This window comes from Lysobacter sp. cf310, from assembly GCF_900114355.1.
Lineage (GTDB): Bacteria > Pseudomonadota > Gammaproteobacteria > Xanthomonadales > Xanthomonadaceae > Lysobacter.
The window spans coordinates 183,215-203,496 of record NZ_FOSS01000003.1 but is presented as its reverse complement, the minus strand read 5'-3'; the positions used below and the strand labels follow the sequence as shown (position 1 = coordinate 203,496).

Here is a 20,282-nt window from a genome sequence, read left to right as displayed (position 1 = left end):
AGGATGACGGAACGAGCCGCCATCCGCCGGCTTTCTCAGACGCTGTAGGTCGGCTTCGCCAAGGCGAAGCTGTACTGCGCCACCGCGTTGCCACCCGCACCGCCCTTGGGCAGCATCTGGGTGTAGGTCTGCTTGATCGCGCCCACATTCAGGCGGACATGCTCTTCCAGCACGCCGTCCGCGCCGTTACGCACCTCAACTTCGCTGACCACGACGTTGAGCGCCTCGATCACGCAGTACTCGATGTGCTGGCCTTCCTTGCCGTCCTGGCGGGTCAGCGCCAAGCGGATCTTGGCCCACACGGTGCCGTTGGCAGCCGCCTGGAACAGTCCGGTGGAGGCCAGATCGGCGCTCTTGACGAACTCGATGCCCTCGAACACCGAACGCGCCGAACTCTGCCCGCCGGAGGAGGACACGGTGGCCGACTTGGGTTGCTTGATGTTCCAGCGCACCGAGGACAGCTCGATTTCGTCCTTGTACTTCTCGACGTGCGACTCGCCCTTGATGGCCTTGTTGTCGATGTTGAGGAACGCGCTGATGGGTTGCTTGTGTGCTTCGTACTTCTCGTTGATAGCCATGAATGCTTCCTTTTCGTCCATGTGACATGAGAGATGAGTGGATGATTCTAAGAACCGCCAATATGTCGAAGCTATTGCAAATACAGCCAATTCGGGGGCCACTGACCCCAGTTGAGGGCAGGTCCGGCCGAGCACTCCGTGCTCGCAGACCTTTCGGGATGAAAGCCATCCCGCCTCTTGGCGCGGCTTACGGCCGCGCCATGTTCCGCGAGCTATCCAAAACTCGCGGGAGCCTGCTCAGGGCTCATGCTCCTGCATTCGCACTACCTCACGTCGGGTGCCGCTTGCCCGCATCGAGCGGGCAAGCGACGGACGGCGTCCCGATCGATCAGCTCTTGCTCGCGCCGGCCGGAAGCTCCGCCACCAGGCGCAGCGAAACCGACAGTTCGTCGAGTTGGAAGTGCGGACGCAAGAACGCTACGGCGCGGTAGACGCCCGGACGACCGGGGATCTCCGACACCTGGATCGAAGCCTCGCGCAGCGGATGCTGGGCCTTGGCCTCCTGACTGCCGTTGTCGTCGAGCAACACGTATTGCGCGATCCAGCGGTTCAGGAACTCCTCGACATTCCCGGCCGAGGCGAAGCTGCCGATCTTCTCGCGCATCATCGCCTTGAGGTAATGGGCGATCCGCGAAATCGAGAAGATGTACTGCAACTGCGCCGACAGCGCGGAATTGGCGTTGGCCGCATCGGTGTTGTACTTGCGCGCCTTCTGCGCCGACTGCGCGCCGAAGAACGCGGCGTAGTCGGTGTTCTTGCAGTGGACCAGCGGGATGAAGCCCAGGTCGCTCAGCTCCTTTTCGCGGCGGTCGGTGATGGCGATTTCGGTCGGGCACTTGAGCGCGACTTCGCCGTCGTCGGTGCGGAAGGTGTGGGTCGGCAGGTCCTCGACCAGGCCGCCGCCCTCGACGCCGCGGATCGCCGCGCACCAGCCATGATTCTCGAACGCCTGGGTCAGACGGGTGGCGAAGGCGTAGGCCGTATTGCACCACAGGTACTTGCTGTGGTCGGCGCCGTCGACGTCCTCGACGAAATTGAAGCCTTCGACCGTGGTGCCGTCCTTCGGGTTGTAAGGCAGACGGCCCAGGAACCGCGGCAGGGTCAGGCCGACGTAGCGGCTGTCCTCGCCGTCGCGGAAGGACTTCCACTTGGCGTACTCGACCGTGTCGAAGATCTTGGCCAGGTCGCGCGGCTTGCCCAGGTCGGTGAAGCTTTCCAGGCCGAACAGTTCCTCCGAGGCGGCACTGATGAACGGCGCGTGCGCCGCCGCGGCCACGTGCGACATCTGCTCGATGAAGTACATGTCCTCGGGCGAACGGCCCAGCTGGTAGTCGCCGATCAGGGTGCCGAACGGAGAGCCGCCGAAGGTGCCGAACTCCTCTTCGTAGACCTTCTTGAACAACGCGCTCTGGTCGAAGTCGATCGCGGACTTGAAGTCCTTGACCATGTCCTTCTTCGGCGAGTTGAACATCTTGATCTTCAGGGTGGTGCCGGTAGACGTTTGCGAGCACAGGTAATGCAGGCCGCGCCAGCTGCTCTCGAGCTGCTGGAACTCCGAGTGATGCATGATCGCGCTGACCTGCTCGGAGATGATGCCGTCCAGCTCCGCGATGCGCGCGTCCAGGGTGGCGCCGAGGTTGTCCGACACCACGACCGTGCCTTCCAGCACTTCCTTGGCCAGTTCGGAAATCAGGTCCTTGGCGCGTTGGTGCTCGCTGGTCGACTTCGCCACCTTGCTCTGCTCGACGATCTGGTCGAGCAAGCTGAATTCGGCGAGGTCCGCGGTGCCCTGCGAGGCGGTGGTTGCGTGGGGAGTCATGGAGTTTACTCCTGGCCTTCTTTGCTGAGCTTCTTGAGCTGCTCGGTGTTGCTCAGCACATCGCTGAGCAGATCCTCAAGCTTTTCGTTGCCGGCCATCTTGTTGCGCAAGTCGGCCAGCTTGGTGCGGGCCTCCAGCAGCTTGCGCAAGGGCTCGACCTGCTCCACCACCGCTTCGGGGCGGAAGTCGTCGAGCGTCTTGAACTTCATTTCGACGGCGAACTCGCCGCCGTCCTCGCTGATTTTGTTGGGCACCCGGAAAGCCGCTCGCGGCGACGTGGCCTCGAGCACCTGGTCGAAGTTGTCCATGTCGACATTGACGAACTTGCGGTCCTTGATCTTCGGCAAAGCCTGCTCGGGCTTGCCGCTGAAGTCGCCGAGCACGCCCACCACGAAGGGGATTTCCTTCTGCTCGATGGCGTCGCCCTTCTCCACGTCGTAGGTCAGCTGGACGCGCGGAGGCCGCACCTTCTGCAGCTTCTTCTGGATGCTTTCCTTCTTCGACATTGCAATCTCCTGCGTGTCCCTGTCGTGTTGCGAATGGTCAGCCGCCGTTAGGATCGTCGAACGGATTGGCGTTGACGGCGGGCTTGGGCGCCGCGGCCTTGGGGCGCGGCTTGGGGCGTTTGGACTTGACCGGGCCTGGGCCGCCTTCGTAGGCGTTGACGAACACCGCCGAGCCCATCGTGGCGCGCATCGTCCGCGCCAGCACCTCGGCTTCCTTGCGCGCGGTGGGCGAATTGAGGCCGCCGTTGGCTTGCAGACGCTGCAGCGATTGCGCCGCCACGCGCAGGCCGCCCACGGTCAGGATGCTGTCGGCGATCTTGTCGTTGGGATCGCGTCGCAGCACTTCCTCCGCGGACACGATGGCGCGGCCGTAGTGGCCGGCATCGAATTGCAACTGCGCTGTGCGTACCCACGGCTCTTTGCGGGTGGGGTCGGCCTGGGCGGCATTGTCGAAACCGATCAGTGCGTCCTCGACCTTTCCGACCCGGGCGTAGGCTTCGGCCTTCTTCATGTGCGGCTCGTAGTCGCGCGTGCGCGGCTTCTTGGCCGCCAACGCATCGCCGCCGGCAGCCGCCAGCAACGCGGCCATCACGATCATGGCGACGTTGCGTCGGATCAACGGAAACGGCTTCATGGCCTCACCTCCTTGTGTACTCGCTCAATCCTGTGCGCTGAGCGTTAGCGAAATGTTAGCGGCAAATCGACATGCGTTTAACGCGATGTTTCATCTGACGTTTAACGTGACATCTATCACGCGTGCAGGATAGTCAGATCATGCGCTTTCCAGCCAACGGTATAGTAGTCTTCTCCGCATCGTCAACGTGATTAGTCGTCACGGATACGTCATCCCCCGCCAAGAGTCGTCAAATGGACTTGCATTCTTTCCGGAACATTGCGCTTGCAATGTTTTGTAGCGTTCTGGTGCTGGCGCTGTCTGGCTGCGGCAAGGCCATGGAGATCGCCGGACTGAAGACACCCCAGCCGAAAGAGAAGGTGGTTCCGTTGGAACTGCTCGCGGCGCAAAACTTGAATGCGGGTAATGGCACGAAAGGATTGGCGTTGGTGGTCAAGGTCTACCAGCTCAAGAGCACCACGGCCTTCGAGCAGGCGCCCTACTCCGCCTTCCTCGATGAAAACAGCGAGAAATCGGCGCTGGGAGCGGACCTGGTGAAGGTGACCGAGATCCTGGTGATGCCTGGTCAGGATCATGAATTGATCGAGCGCGTCGCTCCCGACGCCGGTCAGGTCGGCATCGTCGCGCTGTTCCGCACACCCGCGGCGGTGCGCTGGCGGTTCACCTTCGATACCAAGAAAGCGGCCAAGAGCGGCATCCGTCTTGGGCTGCACGCCTGCGCGATGACCACCACCAGCGGCGAGGCGCTGACCACGAAACTGGCGAGCGAGGCGCACAGCCTCTCGGGCGCGAGCTGTCCGCGCGGCTAAGAAGCCGATCGGCGCATAGACGGCGCCGCCGGCTTTGATGGACGATCGTGGTGCCGTATCCGATAGGGTCGAGACTGGCTGAAGAGCAGGTGCCAAGGTCGATGGATTCACATGGATGAACAAGGAAGAGCGGTCATCGTGAGCAGGATGTCGAAAGTTTTCTGGGGCGAAGGTTTGTTCCTGCGTCCGCAGCATTTCCAGCGCCAGGACGCGTACCACGAGGCGCGATTGCAGAACGTGGCCGCGGCGCTGCATCCCTATGGCTGGGGCCTGCGTTCGGCCCGTTTCGACGAACAAAGCCTGGCCAGCGGCACCGTGCGCGCCCTGCAGCTGTCGGCGATCTTCCCCGACGGTGAGATTTATCACGCCCCCACGGACGACGAACTCCCCGAACCGTTGGCGCTGACCGGGCTGCCGGCGGGCGTTCAGCACACCACCATTCACTTGGCCCTGCCCTTGCTGAAGGACCACGGCGGCAACTGCGCGATCGCCGGCGAGTCGTCGGCGTCGCGTTTCGTGCAGGCCAGCCACGCGACCAGCGATTTGTATACCGACGCCGCCGAAGCCGAGCTGGCGTTCCTGCGCAAGAGCGTGCGCCTGCTCACCAGCGAAGAACCGCGCGATCCGTTCAGCACCTTGCCGATCGCGCGCGTGCGGCGTACCTCGACCGGCGGCTTCGAGCTGGACGACGGTTTCATCGCGCCCAGCCTCTCCATCGCCGCCTCGCCGGTGCTGCAGCTGGAACTGCGCCGCCTGCTGGATGTGTTGCAGGCCAAGGTGGACGCCCTGTACGGGCATCATCGCGAACCCTCGCAGCATGTGATCGAGTTCCGTTCCGGCGACATCGCCTCGTTCTGGTTGCTGCACACCGCCAACTCCGGTTTCGCCGCCTTGGGGCATCTGTTCCGGCACCCGGGCCTGCATCCGGAGCGGCTGTTCGCCGAATTGCTGCGGCTGGCCGGCGCGCTGCTCACCTTCTCCAAGGGCTACGCGCTCGCCGACCTGCCCGCTTACGACCATGCCGATCCGCAGGGCGGCTTCGACCGATTGTTCGGCATGATCCGCGAGCTGATCGATACCGTGATCTCGGCGCGCTACTTCCAGATCGCGCTGAACGAGGTCAAGCCCTCGTTCCATCTGGGGCGGCTGGATTCGCAGAAGATCGACGACAAGTCGCAGTTCTATGTCTGCGTGTCCGCGGATCTGCCGGCGCCGGAGTTGGTGCAGACGGTGCCGGTGCGATTCAAGATCGGCGCGCCGGACGATGTCGAGAAGTGCGTGCTGTCGGCCTTGCCGGGCGTGAAGCTGGCCCATGTCCCGCAGGTGCCCGCCGCCATTCCGGTGCGTCCAGGCAGTCAGTATTTCGCGCTTGAGCCGCGCGGCCCGCTGTACGAGCGCATGTTGAAGGCGCAGTCGGCGATGATCTACGTGCCGGCGGGTGTGCGCGATTTGAAGATGGAACTGATCGTGCTGGCGCCCTGAAGCCCGTCTGCCGCGGGCGCGTCGTACACGCTCGCCCGCGTACGAACCACGGTCCAGACGCAGAAAAGTCAAGGAAGTCATGAACTACAACCCATCGTCCGCGCCGCAACCCATGCCCTCGCTGACTCCGGCGATGGCGGCCGCCGCACCCGCATCCGCGCCGGCGCGCAGCCTCCTCGACCTGATGTCCGAAGGCTTCTATCTGCTGATGCTGCTCAAGCGCGGGCAGTTGCCCGCCAGCGAGGAGACCTTCGTGCAGGCCGTGCAACGCTTCCTCGAGAGCGCCGAGCGCGGCGCGGCCAAGCTGAACATTCCGGCCGAGGACGTGTATGCGTCCAAGTACGCGTTCTGCGCGGCGGTGGACGAGGTCATCCTGTCGCAACCCTCGGCGCTGCGCGACACCTGGGAACTGCACCCGCTGCAGTTGCGCCTGTTCGGGGAACACCTGGCCGGCGAGCATTTCTTCGATCGCCTGGAGCAGCTGCGCCTGCAGGGTGCGGCGCGCCTGCCGTCGCTGGAGGTGTACCACTACTGCCTGCTGCTGGGTTTCGAGGGCAAGTATCGGCTGGAGGGCACGGAAAAGCTCGGCTATCTCACCGCCCGTCTCGGCGATGAAATCGCGTCCCTGAAGGGCAGGCGCGCGGGCTTCGCGCCGCACGCCTTGCCGCCGGACAAGATCGCGCACGCGCTGCGCCGGGTGGTGCCGATGTGGGCGCCGGCCGTGCTGCTGGCGGCGGCGGGATTGTTCGCTTTCATGATGATGAACGCCATGCTGGGGCGCAGTACGGAACAACGGCTGGCCGCGTACGACAACGTCGTGCAGATGCCGGCGCGCACCGCGCACCTGACCATTACCTTGCCCTGACCCGCGCCGGCATCTCGCCGTCGCTGGCCGTAGCGTGGCGTCCGCCCGACGCGCCCGACCCGCGCAGATCGACCGACGCTTGCACCACGCAGGAAGCCGCCCATGACCTCACTGGAAGAACTGCTCGCTCCTATTTCCGATGTCTCACCGGCTGGCGAGGATTTGTCCTTCTCCGCCGATTTCGACGCGGTGGTCGAAGCGCGTCGCGCCGACGATCCGACCCTGGAACAAGGCGAATGGGTCACCGATCTCAAGTCCGCCGACTGGCACGGCGTGGCCCATCGCTGCGCCAAGCTGCTGCGCGAACGCAGCAAGGATCTGCGGCTGGCGTCGTGGCTGGCCGAGGCGCAGATGCAGACCCAGTCCTTCGCCGGCCTGGCCGACGGGCTCAGGGTGATGACCGGCCTGCTGGAGCGGTACTGGGAAGAGGTGCACCCACAGGTGGAGGACGGCGATCTGGAACAACGCGTCGGCAACGTCGCCTGGTTGCTGACCAACGCCGAGCTGTGGGTGCGCAGATTGCCGCTGGTGCAGTCGGCGCAGGGCCGTTACGGCCTGGCCGATTTCGAAGCCGCGCGCAACCGTCGCAGCGAGAGCGATGCCGGTACCGGGCTGTCGATGGAACGCTTCGATGCCGCCAGGCGCGACACGCCGCATGCGTTCTATGTGCGCTTGGCCGCGACCGTGCCCGATTGCCAGGAAGCGCTGGCCGCATTGGAGCAGGTCGTGGACGCGCGCCTGGGTCAGGAAAGCCCGAGCTTCGCCAGCCTGCGCGAGCAGATGCAGTTGGTGCGGGAAGCGGCGATGCGTTTTTCCCGCGAGGCGGGCGTGTTGTTCGACGGCGACGCCGGTGGTTCCACCGTCTCCACGTACACGGAGACGACGGTCGCCCCCGCCCAGCGCGTGGCCGATACGGCCCCCTTGTCCGGCGACGTGAACGCTGCGATCAACAACCGCCGAGAGGCCATTGCGCAACTGCGTCGGGTGGCCGAATTCTTCCGCCAGACCGAACCGCATAGTCCGGTCGCCTATTTGGCCGAGAAGGCCGCACGCTGGGGCGAGATGCCGCTGCACGTTTGGCTCAAGCGCGTGGTCAAGGACCACTCCACGCTGGAGCACATGCTGGAAACCTTGGACGCCGAGGCCGGCAACGGCGAGGACTGAATCATGGCGCGGCGCCGGCGTATCCCCGTGCGTTGCGACGCGAGAGCCGCGCCCTCAGCCGTGCCCTGCCCTGCGGCGCGCATCGCGGCATGCGGTCTTGGCTTCGACGTGAACGTAATCCTTGATCGAACGCCAGTTGCCGCCCCAGCTCAGACCGGCCTGCTCGGCGAGTTCGCCATAGAGAAAGTAGCCTTCGCGCACCCAATCGTCGTTCATGTTCCACTGCAGCTTGCCGTCCTTCAGGATCGCGCTGTCGACGGCCAATCCGTATTGATGGCAGCTCTGCCCCGCCTTGGCGCGGGTGGCCTTGCCGGCGGCGGCCAGCTCGGCCTGGCGCGCCGGGCTGCGATAGCCCTCAACCAGGGCCATGTCGTAACCGCGCTGCTTCATCAGGGCGTAGATGACCAGCACGCGTTGCTGGAAAGCCGGATCGATCGCGTCCCAACGGCGATCGGCGCTGACGATCTTGTCCGGCACCAGTTCCGCCGCGACCCGATCCAGCTGTTGCCGTTCAGCCTCGGCGATCACGAACACTTCCGGCGGCAGCGCCGGCGGCGGCACCAGGCGCTCGCCATTCAACAGCTCGAGGATCTGCGGGTTGCCGACGGGATCGGTGTAACCGGTCTCGAAGGACGCCAGGTGCACGCTGTCGTGACGGACCAACAGAACGATCAGCGGCGGCAGGCCGAGCAGCATCGCCGCGGCCAGCAGCGACCACCGATAGCGCCACAACATGCCAACCGTACGTTGGCTCGCCACGCGAGTGGCGCGAGAAGAATCGCCGGCCTGCGTGGCCGCCTTCGCGCTGGCGCGACCGATCGATGTGCGCAACTTGCGAATCACGCTGCGCAACCATTCGTGCGCATCGTCACGCGCCGATGGAAACAGCAGCAGCCACGCAGCCATCGCCGCCAAGATCAGAAACATCGCCATAGCGATTGCGATCACAGTTTCCTCAGCTTGATGAATAGGCATCGCGACTTGCCGTTTCGCGTTGACTGCGACCGGACCGCTGCCGTTAGAATGCAAGCGGACATACATGTCCGTGCAAGGTCATAAGGAAAGGAGTCCGCCTTGGATCGGCAAAAGGTCAAGCCGAATCGCCCCAGCCTATTGGCGAACAGCGATGCGAGCGCAGCAGACAAGGCGCCCGCTGCGGGCCGCATCCTAGCAGACGTTGAGCAGGGGCGGCCGCATACGACGAGCGCGCGCGATCTTCGTCGACGACCGGTGCTGGCGATGCTCGCTGTCGCGGTGTTGGCGCTGTGCGGCGTGTTCGCCTGGAACGCTTTCGATGACGCGGCCAGTCCGGATATCGCGTCGTCGACACCTGCGCCGTCCGCGCAATCGTCTCCTTCGGCCGACGCCGCCGTCGATCCGCTGGCGTCCGCTCCCGCCGCCGCGGTCGCCGATACCGCGGCCATCGTCGATGCCGACAATCCGTTCGGCGGCAAATCGGTTCCCGCGACGCCCGGCCCCAATCCGTTCGGCGAAAGCGCGAACCCGCAGCGACCGGCCAAACGCGCCAACCCCTTCAACGACGCGAACGCGCCGGACAAGCGCAGCGCGGCCACGGCCAAGCGCGCGACACCCGCGACAGGTTCGAGCGCGATCGCCGTCGCGCGCACGCACGCTCCCGCCAAGGCCGCCGCGCCCTTGGCCGTCAAGGCCAGGAGCGAAGGCGACGAAACGGCGTTGGGAAATTCTTTGCTGAGCAACATCGTGACGGCGGAGGCGACGCCGATCAGCTCGCCCGGCGCTCCCGCTGTCCTCACCGCGCCGGCCGTACCCACCGCGCGGCCGGAGTCGAAAGTGATACGCCCGCAAACCGGCGCCGATCATGAGGTCCTGGATGCCTTGATCGAGCAGGTCGACGCGGCCGGCGCGTCCGGGCCTTCCGCCGGCCCCGCCGGAAACTCGCCTGCGCGCATCGAGCCGATCGGCGTAAGCGAGCCCCTGGCCAGCGCCGAAAAGCTGCAGCGCGATCTGCGCCGTTGCCCCAAAGCCAACACCACCGCGGGCATCGATTGCCGTATCAAAGCCTGCCGCGACTACGGCGGAAAGAACGCGGCCTGTGCGATGAAGCATTGAACGATCCTTCGCGCGTCGTGGTCCAGGCAGGCGTCGTAGGCCCAGTACTCGTCGACCGTCGCGTCGCCCGCGAATGAACCCAACCCACCCGATCCAACCTGAGCCAGAAGTACGACGAACCTGATGATGAGCAAGCTCCGCTATTGGTTGATGGACTACCGCATCCGTATCGCCCTGGTCGCGGTACTGGGCGTGGCGCTTGCCGCTTTCGGCTACGAACGGCTCGTATCCTGGGGCGGCTGGCTCGCGATCGGCGCCATCGTCCTGTTGTTCCTGTGGCTGCTGTGGTGGACGGTCAAGAGCTTCCGCGCCCATCGCGCCGAGCAGCGCTTGGAACGCATCGTCGCGACCCAGGCGAACCAGGCCGTGGCCGCCGCCAAGCCCGCCGCCCGCGCCGAGACCGAAGTGCTGCGCGAGCGCATGAACGAGGCCGTCAAGGCCATCAAGTCTTCCAAACTCGGGGTGATGAAGGGCGAAGCCGCGCTCTACGAACTGCCGTGGTACGTGATCATCGGCAATCCCGCCGCCGGCAAGAGCACCGCCATCCTCAATTCCGGCCTGCGGTTCCCGTTCGAGGACAACCGCAGCAATGTCATCCACGGCCTGGGCGGCACGCGCAACTGCGACTGGTACTTCACCACCGAAGGCATCGTCCTGGACACGGCCGGCCGCTACACCGTCAACGCCGAAGACCGCCAGGAATGGTTCTCCTTCCTCGGCCTGCTCAAGAAGAATCGGCCGCGTGCGCCGATCAACGGCATCATCATCGCCGCCTCGATCGCCGAGCTGTCCGCCAGCAAACCCGAGTTCGCCATCGAACTCGCCAAGAACCTGCGCCAGCGCGTACAGGAGCTGACCGAGCGTCTGGAGGTGTTCGCGCCGGTGTACGTGGTGTTCACCAAAGCGGACCTGATCTCCGGCTTCGCCGAATTCTTCCAGGGGCTGGACCCCAGCGAGCGCGAAGGCGTGTGGGGCGCGACCCTGCCCTACGATCCCAAGGGCGAGGCCGAGGCGCTGACCGCTTTCGATGCGCGCTTCGACGAGCTCAGCGAAGGCCTGAAGGAAATGAGCGTCGCCCAGATGGCCCTGCGCCGCGGCCGCGAACTGCCGCCCGGGTTGCTGACGATGCCGCTGGAGTTCGCCGGCATCAAGCCGGCGCTGCGCACCTTCATCGCCACGCTGTTCGAAGACAACCCCTACCAGTTCAAGCCGGTGTTTCGCGGCTTCTACTTCACCAGCGCGCTGCAGGACGGCGTCGCGGTGCAGCCCACGTCCGAGCGCATCGCGCAGCAGTTCTCGCTGGGGCCGCGGGTCGGCGCGGGCGAGCCGAATCCGCATGGCGACAAGAGCCACTTCGTGCTCGGGCTGTTCCGCAAGGTGATCTTCGCCGATCGGCAGTTGGTGCGACGCTATGCCAGCCCGACCTCCGTCAAGCTGCGTTACGTGGCGTTCTTCGCGTCGGTGGCGCTGCTGGCTATCGCGCTCACCGGCTGGACGGTGTCGTATACGGCCAACAAGCAATTGGTCAGCAACGTGGCGGCCGACCTCGACAAGGCGGTTGCGCTGCAGAAGGGCAAGACCGATCTGAAGTCGCGTATCGACGCCTTGTTGGTCCTGCAGGATCGCCTGACCCAGCTCAAGGCCTACCGCGAGGACCATCCCTTGCAGCTGGGCCTGGGCCTGTACCAGGGCGAGCGCATCGAGGCCAAGCTGCGCCAGGAGTACTTCAACGGCATGCGCCAGCTCATGCTGCAGCCGGTGGCGACCCGGCTGGAGGGGTTCCTGGCCGATGTGCACGCCCATCGCGGCGATCTCAAGCCCATCCCGGTCGGCGGCGTCGGCGAGGACAAGGCGGTCACGGTGATCGCCAGCGAGAGTCTCTATCAGGAGCCGTCGGCGGCCAATCTCGACGACGCCTACAACGCGCTCAAGACCTACCTGATGATCAGCGATAGCGGCCGCAGCCATATCGAGGCCGCGCATCTGAACGATCAGCTGACGCGTTACTGGCGCGGCTGGCTGGAGGCCAACCGCGGCAACGTGCCGCGAGAGAGCATGAGCCAGGTCGCCTCCAAGCTGATGTCGTTCTACGTCGCCGAGAGCGCCGAGCCGAACTGGCCGCTGGTGGAGCCCAAGTTCAACCTGGTCGAACAGGCCCGCGCCGCCCTGGGGCCGGTGATGAAAGGCGCGCCGGCGGTGGAGCGCGTGTTCGCGCAGATCAAGCAACGCGCGCAAGTGCGTTTCCCGCCGATCACGGTCGACAGCCTGTTGGGCGAGGATGCGAAGAACAGCGGCATCGCCGGCAGTTACGCCATACCCGGCGCATTCTCGCGCACCGCCTGGGAACAGTATGTGGAGGACGCGGTCGAGGAAGCGTCGAGTTCGCAACTGTCCAGCACCGACTGGGTGCTGGAGCAGACGGTGACCAGCGATCTGAGCCTGGCCGGAAGCCCGGAGCACATCGCCAAGGAACTGGCGGCGATGTACAAGGCGCAGTACGCGCTGGAGTGGCGCAAGTTCATGCGCGGCGTGAGCGTGCCGGAGTTCGGCACCTTCGACCAGGCCGCGACCCGCACCGGCTCGCTGGCCGATCCGGCCCACTCGCCTTTGCGCAAGCTGCTGGAAGCGGTGAACCGCGAGACCGTCTGGGACAACCCCGGCGCCGAAGCGGCGGCCAAGGGCTTGGCCAAGAAGGGCCTGATCGAGTGGTTCAACCGCGTGATCATGCGTCGCAACACCACCGGCATTCCGATGCAGATCAACCCGGCGACCGGCAAGCAGGAGCCGGTGCCCACCGGGCCGATCGGCGCCGAGTTCCGCGGGCTCGCCCGCCTGATGACGCCTCGCGACAACAATCCGCCGCTGATCGACGAGTATTTCGCGGCGCTGGGCAAACTGCATACGCGCCTGAACGCGATCAAGACCGAAGGCGATCCCGGCCCGGGTGCGCGCAAATTGATGCAGGACACGCTGGAGAACCAGAACTCCGAGCTGGCGGAGGTCGCGTCCCTGGTGGACGAGCAAATCGTTTCGGGCCTCAGCGAAACCCAGCGCGAGGCGCTGCGTCCCTTGCTGATGCGGCCCTTGATCTCCGCGTTCGCCGCGCTGGTGCGCCCGGCCGAAGGCGAGATCAACCGCGCCTGGACCGAGCAGGTCTATACGCCGTTCCAATCCACTCTGGCCAGCAAGTACCCGTTCAACACCGGAGCATCGGTGGAGGCCGCCCAGGCCGACATCAACACCGTGTTCGGCGCCAGCGGCGCGATCGCCAACTTCAGCAAGGACGCGCTGGGTCCGCTGGTCGTGCGCCGCGGCAACGCGATCTCGCCCCGGCAGTGGGCGCAGATGGGCATCGCCCTGCGGCCGGAGTTCACCAGCAACCTCGCCAGCTGGGTGGCAGGAGAAGGCAGCGCCGCCGCCGCGGGCCCGACCGCGATCTTCGAGGTCATGCCCTTGCCCGCCAGCGGTCGCGAGTACACGGTCATCGTCGACGGCGACAGCCTGCGCTACCGCAATACGCCGCCCACGTGGAAGACCTTCCAAACGCCGGGGCCGGGCGCGCCGGGCGTTACGGTCAGCGCGGTCACGATGGACGGCCGCACGGTCGAGGTCTTCAATTCGCCGGGCCAGAACGGCATGAAGCGTTTGTTCGACGCGGCCCAGCCGGTCTCGCTGGGCAAGGACCATTACCGTCTGACGCTGGGCAACAGCGAAGCCAGCGTCGCTTTCGAATTGCGCGTGATCAGCACCACCCGCGCGGCCGCGCCGACGACGGTGGGATTCAAAGGGCTGCAATTGCCGTCCACGGTGGCCGGCGCCGGCGCCACCGCCGTGCCCGCGCCGTCCGCGCCCGTGGCGATACCGGCCGGCACGACCGCGGCCGGCGCGACCACCGCGCCCGCGGTGGCCAGGGAGGCGCGCTGACATGGCGATGGTCGCGGAAACCCCACTGCCGGTGAGCTACTTCGGCAAGTTGCCCACTCGCGGCGATTTCGTGCGTACCTCCGAAAGCCATCCCTTGATGGGGCTGCTCGATCGCTGGGCCGGTCAGGGCGTGGAACTGCTGACTCAGGATCCGGGTTGGAAGCAGCTCTACGACGAGGCCCAGCCGATGCACTTCGCCTTCATCGGTTCGCGCAACCGGCTCGGCATCGGCGGGCACTTCCTGCCCAGCCGCGATGCCACCGATCGCCGCTTCCCGTTTCTCACCGCCACACGGCTGGAGCTGAGCCAGCCGCTGGGCTTCATCGGGCGCAGCCCGCTGGCGCTGTCGCGGCTGTGGTCCACCCTCGCCCGCCTCAGTCGGCAGGCGCTGGCCGCGGCCGATGCCGCCGAGCCGCTGCGCGAACTGGCGGAAAGCCGCATCGGCATGGTCGCCGACCATGCCGTCTACGATGCGCCGTTTCACGATTTTCTCGATCTGCAGGACGTGGCTTCGTTGCAGGCCCTGCTGCGCGAGTCCGGGCATCCCCACTTGTCGTTGAAGTGGACGCTGCCCGCGTTGGGCCTGCTCTTGCAGCCCTTGCTGTCGGGCGGCCTGGAGCAAGTGGACAAGGGGCTGTCGCTGCCGTTGCCGCGCGACCCGCTGTATCGCCCGCTGGTGGCGGCGTTCTGGTTGGACCTGATCGCCGGCTTCCTGACCAATGCCGATGTCGAACTGGCCATCCTGATCAAAGAGGCCAGCCGAGAGGGCGCTCATGCGCCCGAGGGTCCGCGCCTGGTGGTCGGGTTTCACGGCGCCGACGGCCGCACCTTGCAGGCCGCGCTCGATCCCCAGATCGCCGCCGACCGCATCATCCGCGTCGACGATGCCGAATGGGTCGAGAGTTACATCGAGGAGGACGCCGCCCTCGCCCGCCTGGTCAGTTACCTCGAGCGCGACGAATTGTCGATGCGCACGGCGCGCACAAGTTTCGGCGAAACCTTTCTGGGAAAATGATATGCGCATGCCACTCCCATCGCAGCAGGCTTCTGCCTTGACCCCGTCGCCGGGTGCCGTGCGCCCGCGTGGCGGCGAAGGCCACCGCCGCGTGCGCGCAGGCGCGATGTCGGCGATGTTCGCCGGCCTGGCGCTCGCCTGCGCCTGCGCGCTCGCGCAAACGCCCTCGCCGGTGGTCGCCACGCCTGCGCCGGCGGCGGCCAGCAAGCCCGTCGTCGCCAGCGGCGCGGTTCCGGACGAAGCCACCAAGCAGGTCGTGCTGAACAAGCTGCGGGCGCTGTACGGCGCGGCGGCCGTGGTCGATCGCATCGAAGTCGACGGTTCGCTGATCGCCCCGCCCAACTGGCGCGAGCACGTCGGCAACGTACTCAGTCCCAGCCTGCAGCAGGTCTCGCAAGGCGAGCTGCGCATCGCCGGCAACGCCGTCACCATCAGCGGGCAAGTCGGCAACGAAGCCGTGCGGCAGCAGGTGGCCAGCGACCTGTCGACCTCGCTCAATTCCACCTACCAGGTGACCAACCGCCTGCGTGCGGCCAAGGTCAACGTGCTTCAGGCCACCCTGGCCAACCGCATCGTCGAGTTCGAGAGCGGCAGCGCCACCCTGACCTCGGCCGGCGCCGCGATCCTCGACGAACTGGTCGCCGCCTGGTCCCAGGTCGGCAATCGCCCGGTGCAGGTCGTCGGCCACACCGACAGCGCCGGCGGGCATGAGAAGAACGTCGCCCTGAGCTACGCACGCGCCAGCGCGGTAAAGGCCTATCTGGTCTCGCGCGGTATCAATGCCAGCACCGTCACCGCGCAGGGCGCGGGCCCGGATCAACCCATCGCCGACAACGCCACCGTCGAGGGCCGCGCACGCAACCGTCGGATCGAGTTTCGCGTGCTATGAGACCGCCGCCCCGCCCCTCGCCCACGCATGAGCACTGGACCGACCCTGCGCGGAAGCCGCTTCACGAAGATGACCGGGTCGCGCCGGTACCATCGGTCCGACTTGCTAGGCCGGCAACGCAGTCCCCCATTTGAAGTCAATGCGGTAACACACGGCGGCCTGGATCGGGCCGCCAGAGCCACGAGGACGAACCTGTGTACGGATACAGCGAAATGTTTGGCAAGGTGGTCGAACTCAATCAGGACACGCGCTTGCTGCGGGTCAAGAGCGGGATAGAGCCGGAACCCTTCGCCGTGCGCAGGTTGAAGGGGACCGAGACCGTTTCCAACCCGTACGAGCTCAAGGTGGAGCTGATCTCCACCGACGCCCGCATCGAGCTGAAGGAAGTGGTCGGGCATCCGCTGCTGCTGAGCCTGAAGACCGACTACGGCGATCGCCACTTCCACGGCTACGTGAAGGAGTTCGCGCGCCTGGGCACCGACGACGGCCTCACCAATTACTCGGCCACGGTGTCTCCCTGGTTCTCCTTCCTCGACTACACCAGCAATTGCCGGATTTTCCAGGACAAGACCGTCGTGGAGATCGTCGAGGAGGTCTTCGGCGCCTACGCGGACTTCGCCGCCTACAAATTCGTGGTGGAAGACGGCAAGTACCGCAAGCTCGCCTATTGCGTGCAGTACAACGAATCCGATTTCGCCTTCGTGTCGCGGCTGCTCGAGGACGCCGGCATCTGGTACCACTTCACGCATGCCCAGGACGGGCATCGCATGATGCTGCTGGACGACTCCACGCGCTGCAACGAGATCGAGTGCCGCGCGCCGGTGCGCTTCCACAGCGACGAGGGCCTGCTCAACGAGCGTTGCCTGGACCTGTGGGAGGCGCGCCGTACCGTCACCGCGGCGGTGGAATCGAACAAGACCTTCGATTTCAAGAACAGCCCCAAGGCCGGTAGCAAGGCGCTGTCCGGGCAGCGTCCGCTGGAGGTTCCGCGCGGCCTGTTGCCGACCTTCGAGCGCTACACCTACAGCGGCTCGGCGCGCTTCGACTCGACCACCGCCGGCGACGACCTGGCGGAAATCCGCGCGCAGGAGCTGGCCTGGCCGACCAAGGTATTCCAGGGCGCCGGCGACCACCGCAACCTGACCGCGGGCTGCTACTTCGTGCTGGACGGCCATTTCGAGCATACCGAGTCCGACGCCGGCGACCGCAGCTTCTTCGTGGTCGGCGTGGATCACGAGGCCGAGAACGACTTTCCCGACGATCTCAGCGACGCCAAGGGCGTCAACTACCGCAGCCGCGTGATCAGCCTGCGGCGCAAGATTCCGTTCCGTCCGCAGCGCATCACCCTGCAAAAGCCGATGCCCGGTCCGCAGACCGCGACCGTGGTCGGCCCGGCCGGCGAGGAAATCTACGAGGACAAGTACGGCCGGGTGAAGGTGCAGTTCCACTGGGATCGCCAGGGCGGGTTCGACGACAAGAGCTCGTGCTGGGTGCGCGTGTCCAATCCCTGGGCCGGCGAAGGCATGGGCGGCGTATCGGCGCCGCGCATCGGCCAGGAGGTCGTGGTGGATTTCCTGGATGGCGATCCGGACCGGCCGCTGATCGTCGGACGCGTCTATAACGAAGACAACCCGCGCCCGCACGGTGGCGAGGTCAGCGGCATCAAATCCAAGACGGTCAAGGGCGAAGGCTACAACGCGCTCACCATGACCGACACCGCCGGTTCGCAGAGCATGGACCTGCATGCTCAGAAGAACATGAGCACGATGGTGTTGAACGACCAAGCCAACAACATCAAGAACAACCAGACCACCGATGTCGCAAACAACCAATCGGTAAGCGTCGGCGCCGATCGCAGCAAGACCGTCAAGGGCAACGAGAGCAACGCGGTCACCGGCAATCGCAGCAGTACGGTCAAGGGCACGCAGACGGCCACGATCACCGGCGCGGTCACCGAAACCTTCGAGAACGGCCAGACGCTGACCATTCCGGCGGTGGGCTACACCGAGACGATCACCGGCCCGTTCGCCACCACGCTGACCGGCGCCTACACCAGCATCCGCACCGGTGCCTGGAGCGAGAGCGTGACCGGCGTGTCCACCCGCAGCGTCACCGCGGGCCACACCGAGAACATCCAGGGCGGCCGCAACATCAACGTCGTCGGCGCCTATGCCCGCTCGGTCGATGGCAGCATCGACGACTTCAACAAGGGCGCCCGCTCCGTGACCGTGGACGGCAATCTCGAACACGGCGTCACCGGCACGCATTCGGCCTTCTCCACCGGCGAAATGAGCATCGGCTCCGGCGCGGTGCTGAAGCTGGGCGTGGGCGCTTCGGGCATCGAGATCAACAATGGCGAAATCACCATCACCAGCAACGGTTCGGTGGTGAAGATAAGCGCCGGCGGCGTGACGGTGAACGGCGCCAAGATCGACCTGAACTGAGCGCGAGTAGCCCTTGATGAGCAAGAGTCCCGTCGAAAAGCGGCTGGAGCAGCTGCGCGATCTGTGGCTGGACGCCAGCGAGGATCCCGCGCTGCGTCTGGCGGTATGGCGCGTGCCGGACAACGCCAAGCGCATGCTGTCGGCGTTTTTCGAAGCCCAGCAGCACCCGGGCGAATGGAATACACCGGACGCGTTTCTGCGCCTGGACGTGCCGTTCGAGACCAGTTGGGGCTACAGCCGCGGCCTGAAGCAGACCCTGGCGGCCGGGTTCGAGGAAAACCGCGACGCGCTGAAGGACCAGGGCATCGAGCCGGACTGGTCGCCGACTGCGCGCGAGTACCCGGACACCGCCGCGGGCTTCATGGCCCTGCTGAGCTCCTTCGCCGAGCACTACCGTGCCCATTGGCGGCATGTGGTCGTGGTGTTGGAACCGCAGCGTGTCACCTCACTGGAAGCGTTCGAGGCCTGGCTGGACGCCACCCTTGCCGCGCCCGAGGCGCGCGAACCGCAAGCGCGGGTCCGCATCGCGATGGCCGATACCCAGGAGCATCCCGGCTGGCAGGCCCTGGTGGATCGCCACAGGGGCCGCTCGCAGGTGATCGACGCGGCCGTCGACATGTTCGACATCGCCCGGGCGACCGCCGCCCAGTCGGGCGGGAGCGGTCCCCAGGTCGCGCATAGGCTGGCGCTGACCGATGTCATGACCTCGCTGGAAAAAGGCAGCGCCGCGCAGACCGCGCAGCGCGCCGACAAGGCGATGAAACGGTGCGAGACGCAGCAATGGCACGACCAACAGGTCGTCCTGCACATGGCGACCGCCGGCGCGCATCTGAAGGAGAAGCAGCACGGCGAGGCGATCAAACGCTATCGCCTCGCGCGCGAATGCGCTGCGCGCGCGCAGGCCGCCGGGCATCCGGCCGGCGACACGCTGCTGCTGCAGACCTGGTTCGGCGAGGCCGGCGCATGGCTGGCCGCGGGGCAGAACGGTCAGGCCGCGCAGGCGTACAGGCTGGGCTCGGAGGTGGCCCGGCGCATCCCCAACGTGCTGTTCGTGATCGAGGGGCTGCGCATGGCGGCGTACTGCCATGGCAAGGACGGCAAGCGTCAGATGGCGCTGGATCACGGCTTGCAGGCGATCGGCGAGGCCAAACCGCTGTCGCCGGACGAGCGCGCGACGACGACGTTCCCGCTGTTGCTGCAGGATCTGCTGCGCCTGCAGGACGCCTCGCTCGCGGACAAGCTCGAACGTGCCGCCGCGCGCTATCAGGCCTCCGTCGCCGACACGCACAAGGACATGGAAACCCGGGCCGACCGCTTGGGCCCGACGCCATCGTCGAGCGAACTGAGCCGGCTCGATCTGCTGCTGGAGGCCAAGCTCGAATCGGTCTTCGCGAAACTGTGCGAAGAGCGCGAGGCACTGATCGCTCGCGGCGACGTGTTCTTCCGCAAGGTCGTGGCCGTGGGCCGCGATTTCCTCCATCCGGGCTGGAACGGATTGCCGGATGTGAAGCATCCGCTGGACAAGGACATGGCCGAATGGAGCTCGCCGCCGCCGTTCGGTGTGTTGCCCGATGCCGGCGACCTCATCGATGCCGGCGCGTCGCGCGATCCGGCTACGCCGCCGGTCCCGGCGGAGAGCGCGGCATGAGCCGGCGCAACATCGCCATCCTGCTCGTCGCCATCGTGGTGGCGATGGCCTTGGTGTATTGGCTGGGCCCCGAAAGCAGCAACGAAGCGCGCGCGTTTCTGCGTGCATTGAAAAGCGCGTTGTAGGCACGACGCAGAAGGTTGAAGGAGCGACCGTCATGACCACCGCCGCGAAGCACTTCGACCCGCAGTTGGGTATCGACATCCACATGTACGTGTTCCCACCGGTGCCCTTGCCGGTGCCGCTGCCGACGCCGCATATCGGCATCGTGCTGGACCCGTTCGACTACCTGCCCTTCCTGGGCGGCACCGTCCACGTCAACGGGATCAAGCGCGCCACCGCCGGCACCGGCGGCTTGAACCTGCACATCCCGATGGGCGCCTACCACCCGGCCTTTCTGCCCAAGCTGCCGAC

At 66.0% G+C, this 20,282-nt stretch carries 17 protein-coding genes; 12 read left to right on the top strand and 5 right to left on the bottom strand.

Features of this window, described 5'->3' with window-relative positions; all coding sequences use genetic code 11:
- Positions 1-35 precede the first annotated feature (35 nt).
- The 4 genes from BMZ45_RS12225 to BMZ45_RS12210 form a co-directional block, all read right to left on the bottom strand.
- Positions 36-578 (bottom strand): Hcp family type VI secretion system effector, encoded by a 543-nt coding sequence (locus BMZ45_RS12225; protein ID WP_091637242.1) that lies wholly within the window; start codon positions 576-578, stop codon positions 36-38.
- A 328-nt stretch (positions 579-906) separates the two neighbouring features.
- Entirely contained in the window at positions 907-2,397 is a 1,491-nt protein-coding gene (tssC, locus tag BMZ45_RS12220) for a type VI secretion system contractile sheath large subunit (RefSeq protein ID WP_091636805.1), read from the bottom strand.
- 5 nt (positions 2,398-2,402) lie between these two features.
- On the bottom strand, positions 2,403-2,903 hold the full coding sequence (gene tssB, locus BMZ45_RS12215) for a type VI secretion system contractile sheath small subunit (RefSeq protein ID WP_091636803.1): 501 nt from the start codon (positions 2,901-2,903) through the stop codon (positions 2,403-2,405).
- A 37-nt stretch (positions 2,904-2,940) separates the two neighbouring features.
- A complete protein-coding gene (locus BMZ45_RS12210; protein ID WP_254776627.1) occupies positions 2,941-3,537 on the bottom strand; it encodes a tetratricopeptide repeat protein in 597 nt (198 codons plus the stop codon).
- 233 nt (positions 3,538-3,770) lie between these two features.
- Here BMZ45_RS12210 and tssJ point away from each other — a divergent pair, with 233 nt between their 5' ends.
- The 4 genes from tssJ (at position 3,771) to tssA (ending at position 7,857) form a co-directional block, all read left to right on the top strand.
- Complete coding sequence (tssJ, locus tag BMZ45_RS12205) at positions 3,771-4,346, top strand: type VI secretion system lipoprotein TssJ (protein WP_254776626.1); 576 nt, start codon at positions 3,771-3,773, stop codon at positions 4,344-4,346.
- Between the two features lie 147 nt (positions 4,347-4,493).
- Positions 4,494-5,828, top strand: coding sequence for a type VI secretion system baseplate subunit TssK (gene tssK / locus BMZ45_RS12200; RefSeq protein WP_091636799.1), 1,335 nt, complete (start codon positions 4,494-4,496; stop codon positions 5,826-5,828).
- 79 nt (positions 5,829-5,907) lie between these two features.
- Positions 5,908-6,693 (top strand): DotU family type IV/VI secretion system protein, encoded by a 786-nt coding sequence (locus tag BMZ45_RS12195; RefSeq protein WP_091636797.1) that lies wholly within the window; start codon positions 5,908-5,910, stop codon positions 6,691-6,693.
- A gap of 102 nt (positions 6,694-6,795) precedes the next feature.
- Entirely contained in the window at positions 6,796-7,857 is a 1,062-nt protein-coding gene (gene tssA / locus BMZ45_RS12190; protein WP_091636795.1) for a type VI secretion system protein TssA, read from the top strand.
- 54 nt (positions 7,858-7,911) lie between these two features.
- Here tssA and BMZ45_RS12185 read toward each other — a convergent pair whose 3' ends face one another.
- Positions 7,912-8,898, bottom strand: coding sequence for a M15 family metallopeptidase (locus tag BMZ45_RS12185; protein ID WP_254776625.1), 987 nt, complete (start codon positions 8,896-8,898; stop codon positions 7,912-7,914).
- 33 nt (positions 8,899-8,931) lie between these two features.
- Between BMZ45_RS12185 and BMZ45_RS12180 the strand changes: the two genes are divergently transcribed.
- From BMZ45_RS12180 to BMZ45_RS12150, 8 genes are all read left to right on the top strand, one after another.
- The gene (locus BMZ45_RS12180; protein ID WP_139215478.1) at positions 8,932-9,948 is read left to right on the top strand and encodes a hypothetical protein; all 1,017 of its coding nucleotides are present in this window, start codon (positions 8,932-8,934) and stop codon (positions 9,946-9,948) included.
- Positions 9,949-10,074: 126 nt separating this feature from the next.
- A complete protein-coding gene (gene tssM, locus BMZ45_RS12175; RefSeq protein ID WP_091636789.1) occupies positions 10,075-13,872 on the top strand; it encodes a type VI secretion system membrane subunit TssM in 3,798 nt (1,265 codons plus the stop codon).
- Between the two features lies 1 nt (position 13,873).
- Positions 13,874-14,887, top strand: a complete 1,014-nt coding sequence (gene tagF, locus BMZ45_RS12170) for a type VI secretion system-associated protein TagF (protein ID WP_254776624.1) — start codon at positions 13,874-13,876, stop codon at positions 14,885-14,887.
- Positions 14,888-14,924: 37 nt separating this feature from the next.
- A complete protein-coding gene (locus BMZ45_RS12165) occupies positions 14,925-15,776 on the top strand; it encodes an OmpA family protein (RefSeq protein WP_254776623.1) in 852 nt (283 codons plus the stop codon).
- A gap of 212 nt (positions 15,777-15,988) precedes the next feature.
- Complete coding sequence (gene tssI, locus BMZ45_RS12160) at positions 15,989-18,220, top strand: type VI secretion system Vgr family protein (protein ID WP_091637238.1); 2,232 nt, start codon at positions 15,989-15,991, stop codon at positions 18,218-18,220.
- A 112-nt stretch (positions 18,221-18,332) separates the two neighbouring features.
- Positions 18,333-19,868: a hypothetical protein gene (locus tag BMZ45_RS12155; protein WP_254776622.1), complete on the top strand. Its 1,536-nt coding sequence runs from the start codon at positions 18,333-18,335 to the stop codon at positions 19,866-19,868.
- Positions 19,865-19,993, top strand: coding sequence for a hypothetical protein (locus BMZ45_RS22120; RefSeq protein WP_256374555.1), 129 nt, complete (start codon positions 19,865-19,867; stop codon positions 19,991-19,993). Before BMZ45_RS12155 ends, BMZ45_RS22120 begins: the two co-directional genes overlap by 4 nt.
- Before the next feature lie 32 nt (positions 19,994-20,025).
- A partial coding sequence (locus BMZ45_RS12150; protein ID WP_217643197.1) for a hypothetical protein occupies positions 20,026-20,282 on the top strand: 257 nt, incomplete at its 3' end.

Coding starts and splice junctions, on each gene's coding strand:
- BMZ45_RS12225 (WP_091637242.1), bottom strand. CDS start 578: ATGGCTATCAACGAGAAGTACGAAGCACACAAGCAACCCATCAGCGCG.
- tssC (WP_091636805.1), bottom strand. CDS start 2,397: ATGACTCCCCACGCAACCACCGCCTCGCAGGGCACCGCGGACCTCGCC.
- tssB (WP_091636803.1), bottom strand. CDS start 2,903: ATGTCGAAGAAGGAAAGCATCCAGAAGAAGCTGCAGAAGGTGCGGCCT.
- BMZ45_RS12210 (WP_254776627.1), bottom strand. CDS start 3,537: ATGAAGCCGTTTCCGTTGATCCGACGCAACGTCGCCATGATCGTGATG.
- tssJ (WP_254776626.1), top strand. CDS start 3,771: ATGGACTTGCATTCTTTCCGGAACATTGCGCTTGCAATGTTTTGTAGC.
- tssK (WP_091636799.1), top strand. CDS start 4,494: ATGTCGAAAGTTTTCTGGGGCGAAGGTTTGTTCCTGCGTCCGCAGCAT.
- BMZ45_RS12195 (WP_091636797.1), top strand. CDS start 5,908: ATGAACTACAACCCATCGTCCGCGCCGCAACCCATGCCCTCGCTGACT.
- tssA (WP_091636795.1), top strand. CDS start 6,796: ATGACCTCACTGGAAGAACTGCTCGCTCCTATTTCCGATGTCTCACCG.
- BMZ45_RS12185 (WP_254776625.1), bottom strand. CDS start 8,898: ATGTATGTCCGCTTGCATTCTAACGGCAGCGGTCCGGTCGCAGTCAAC.
- tssM (WP_091636789.1), top strand. CDS start 10,075: ATGAGCAAGCTCCGCTATTGGTTGATGGACTACCGCATCCGTATCGCC.
- tagF (WP_254776624.1), top strand. CDS start 13,874: ATGGCGATGGTCGCGGAAACCCCACTGCCGGTGAGCTACTTCGGCAAG.
- tssI (WP_091637238.1), top strand. CDS start 15,989: ATGTTTGGCAAGGTGGTCGAACTCAATCAGGACACGCGCTTGCTGCGG.
- BMZ45_RS22120 (WP_256374555.1), top strand. CDS start 19,865: ATGAGCCGGCGCAACATCGCCATCCTGCTCGTCGCCATCGTGGTGGCG.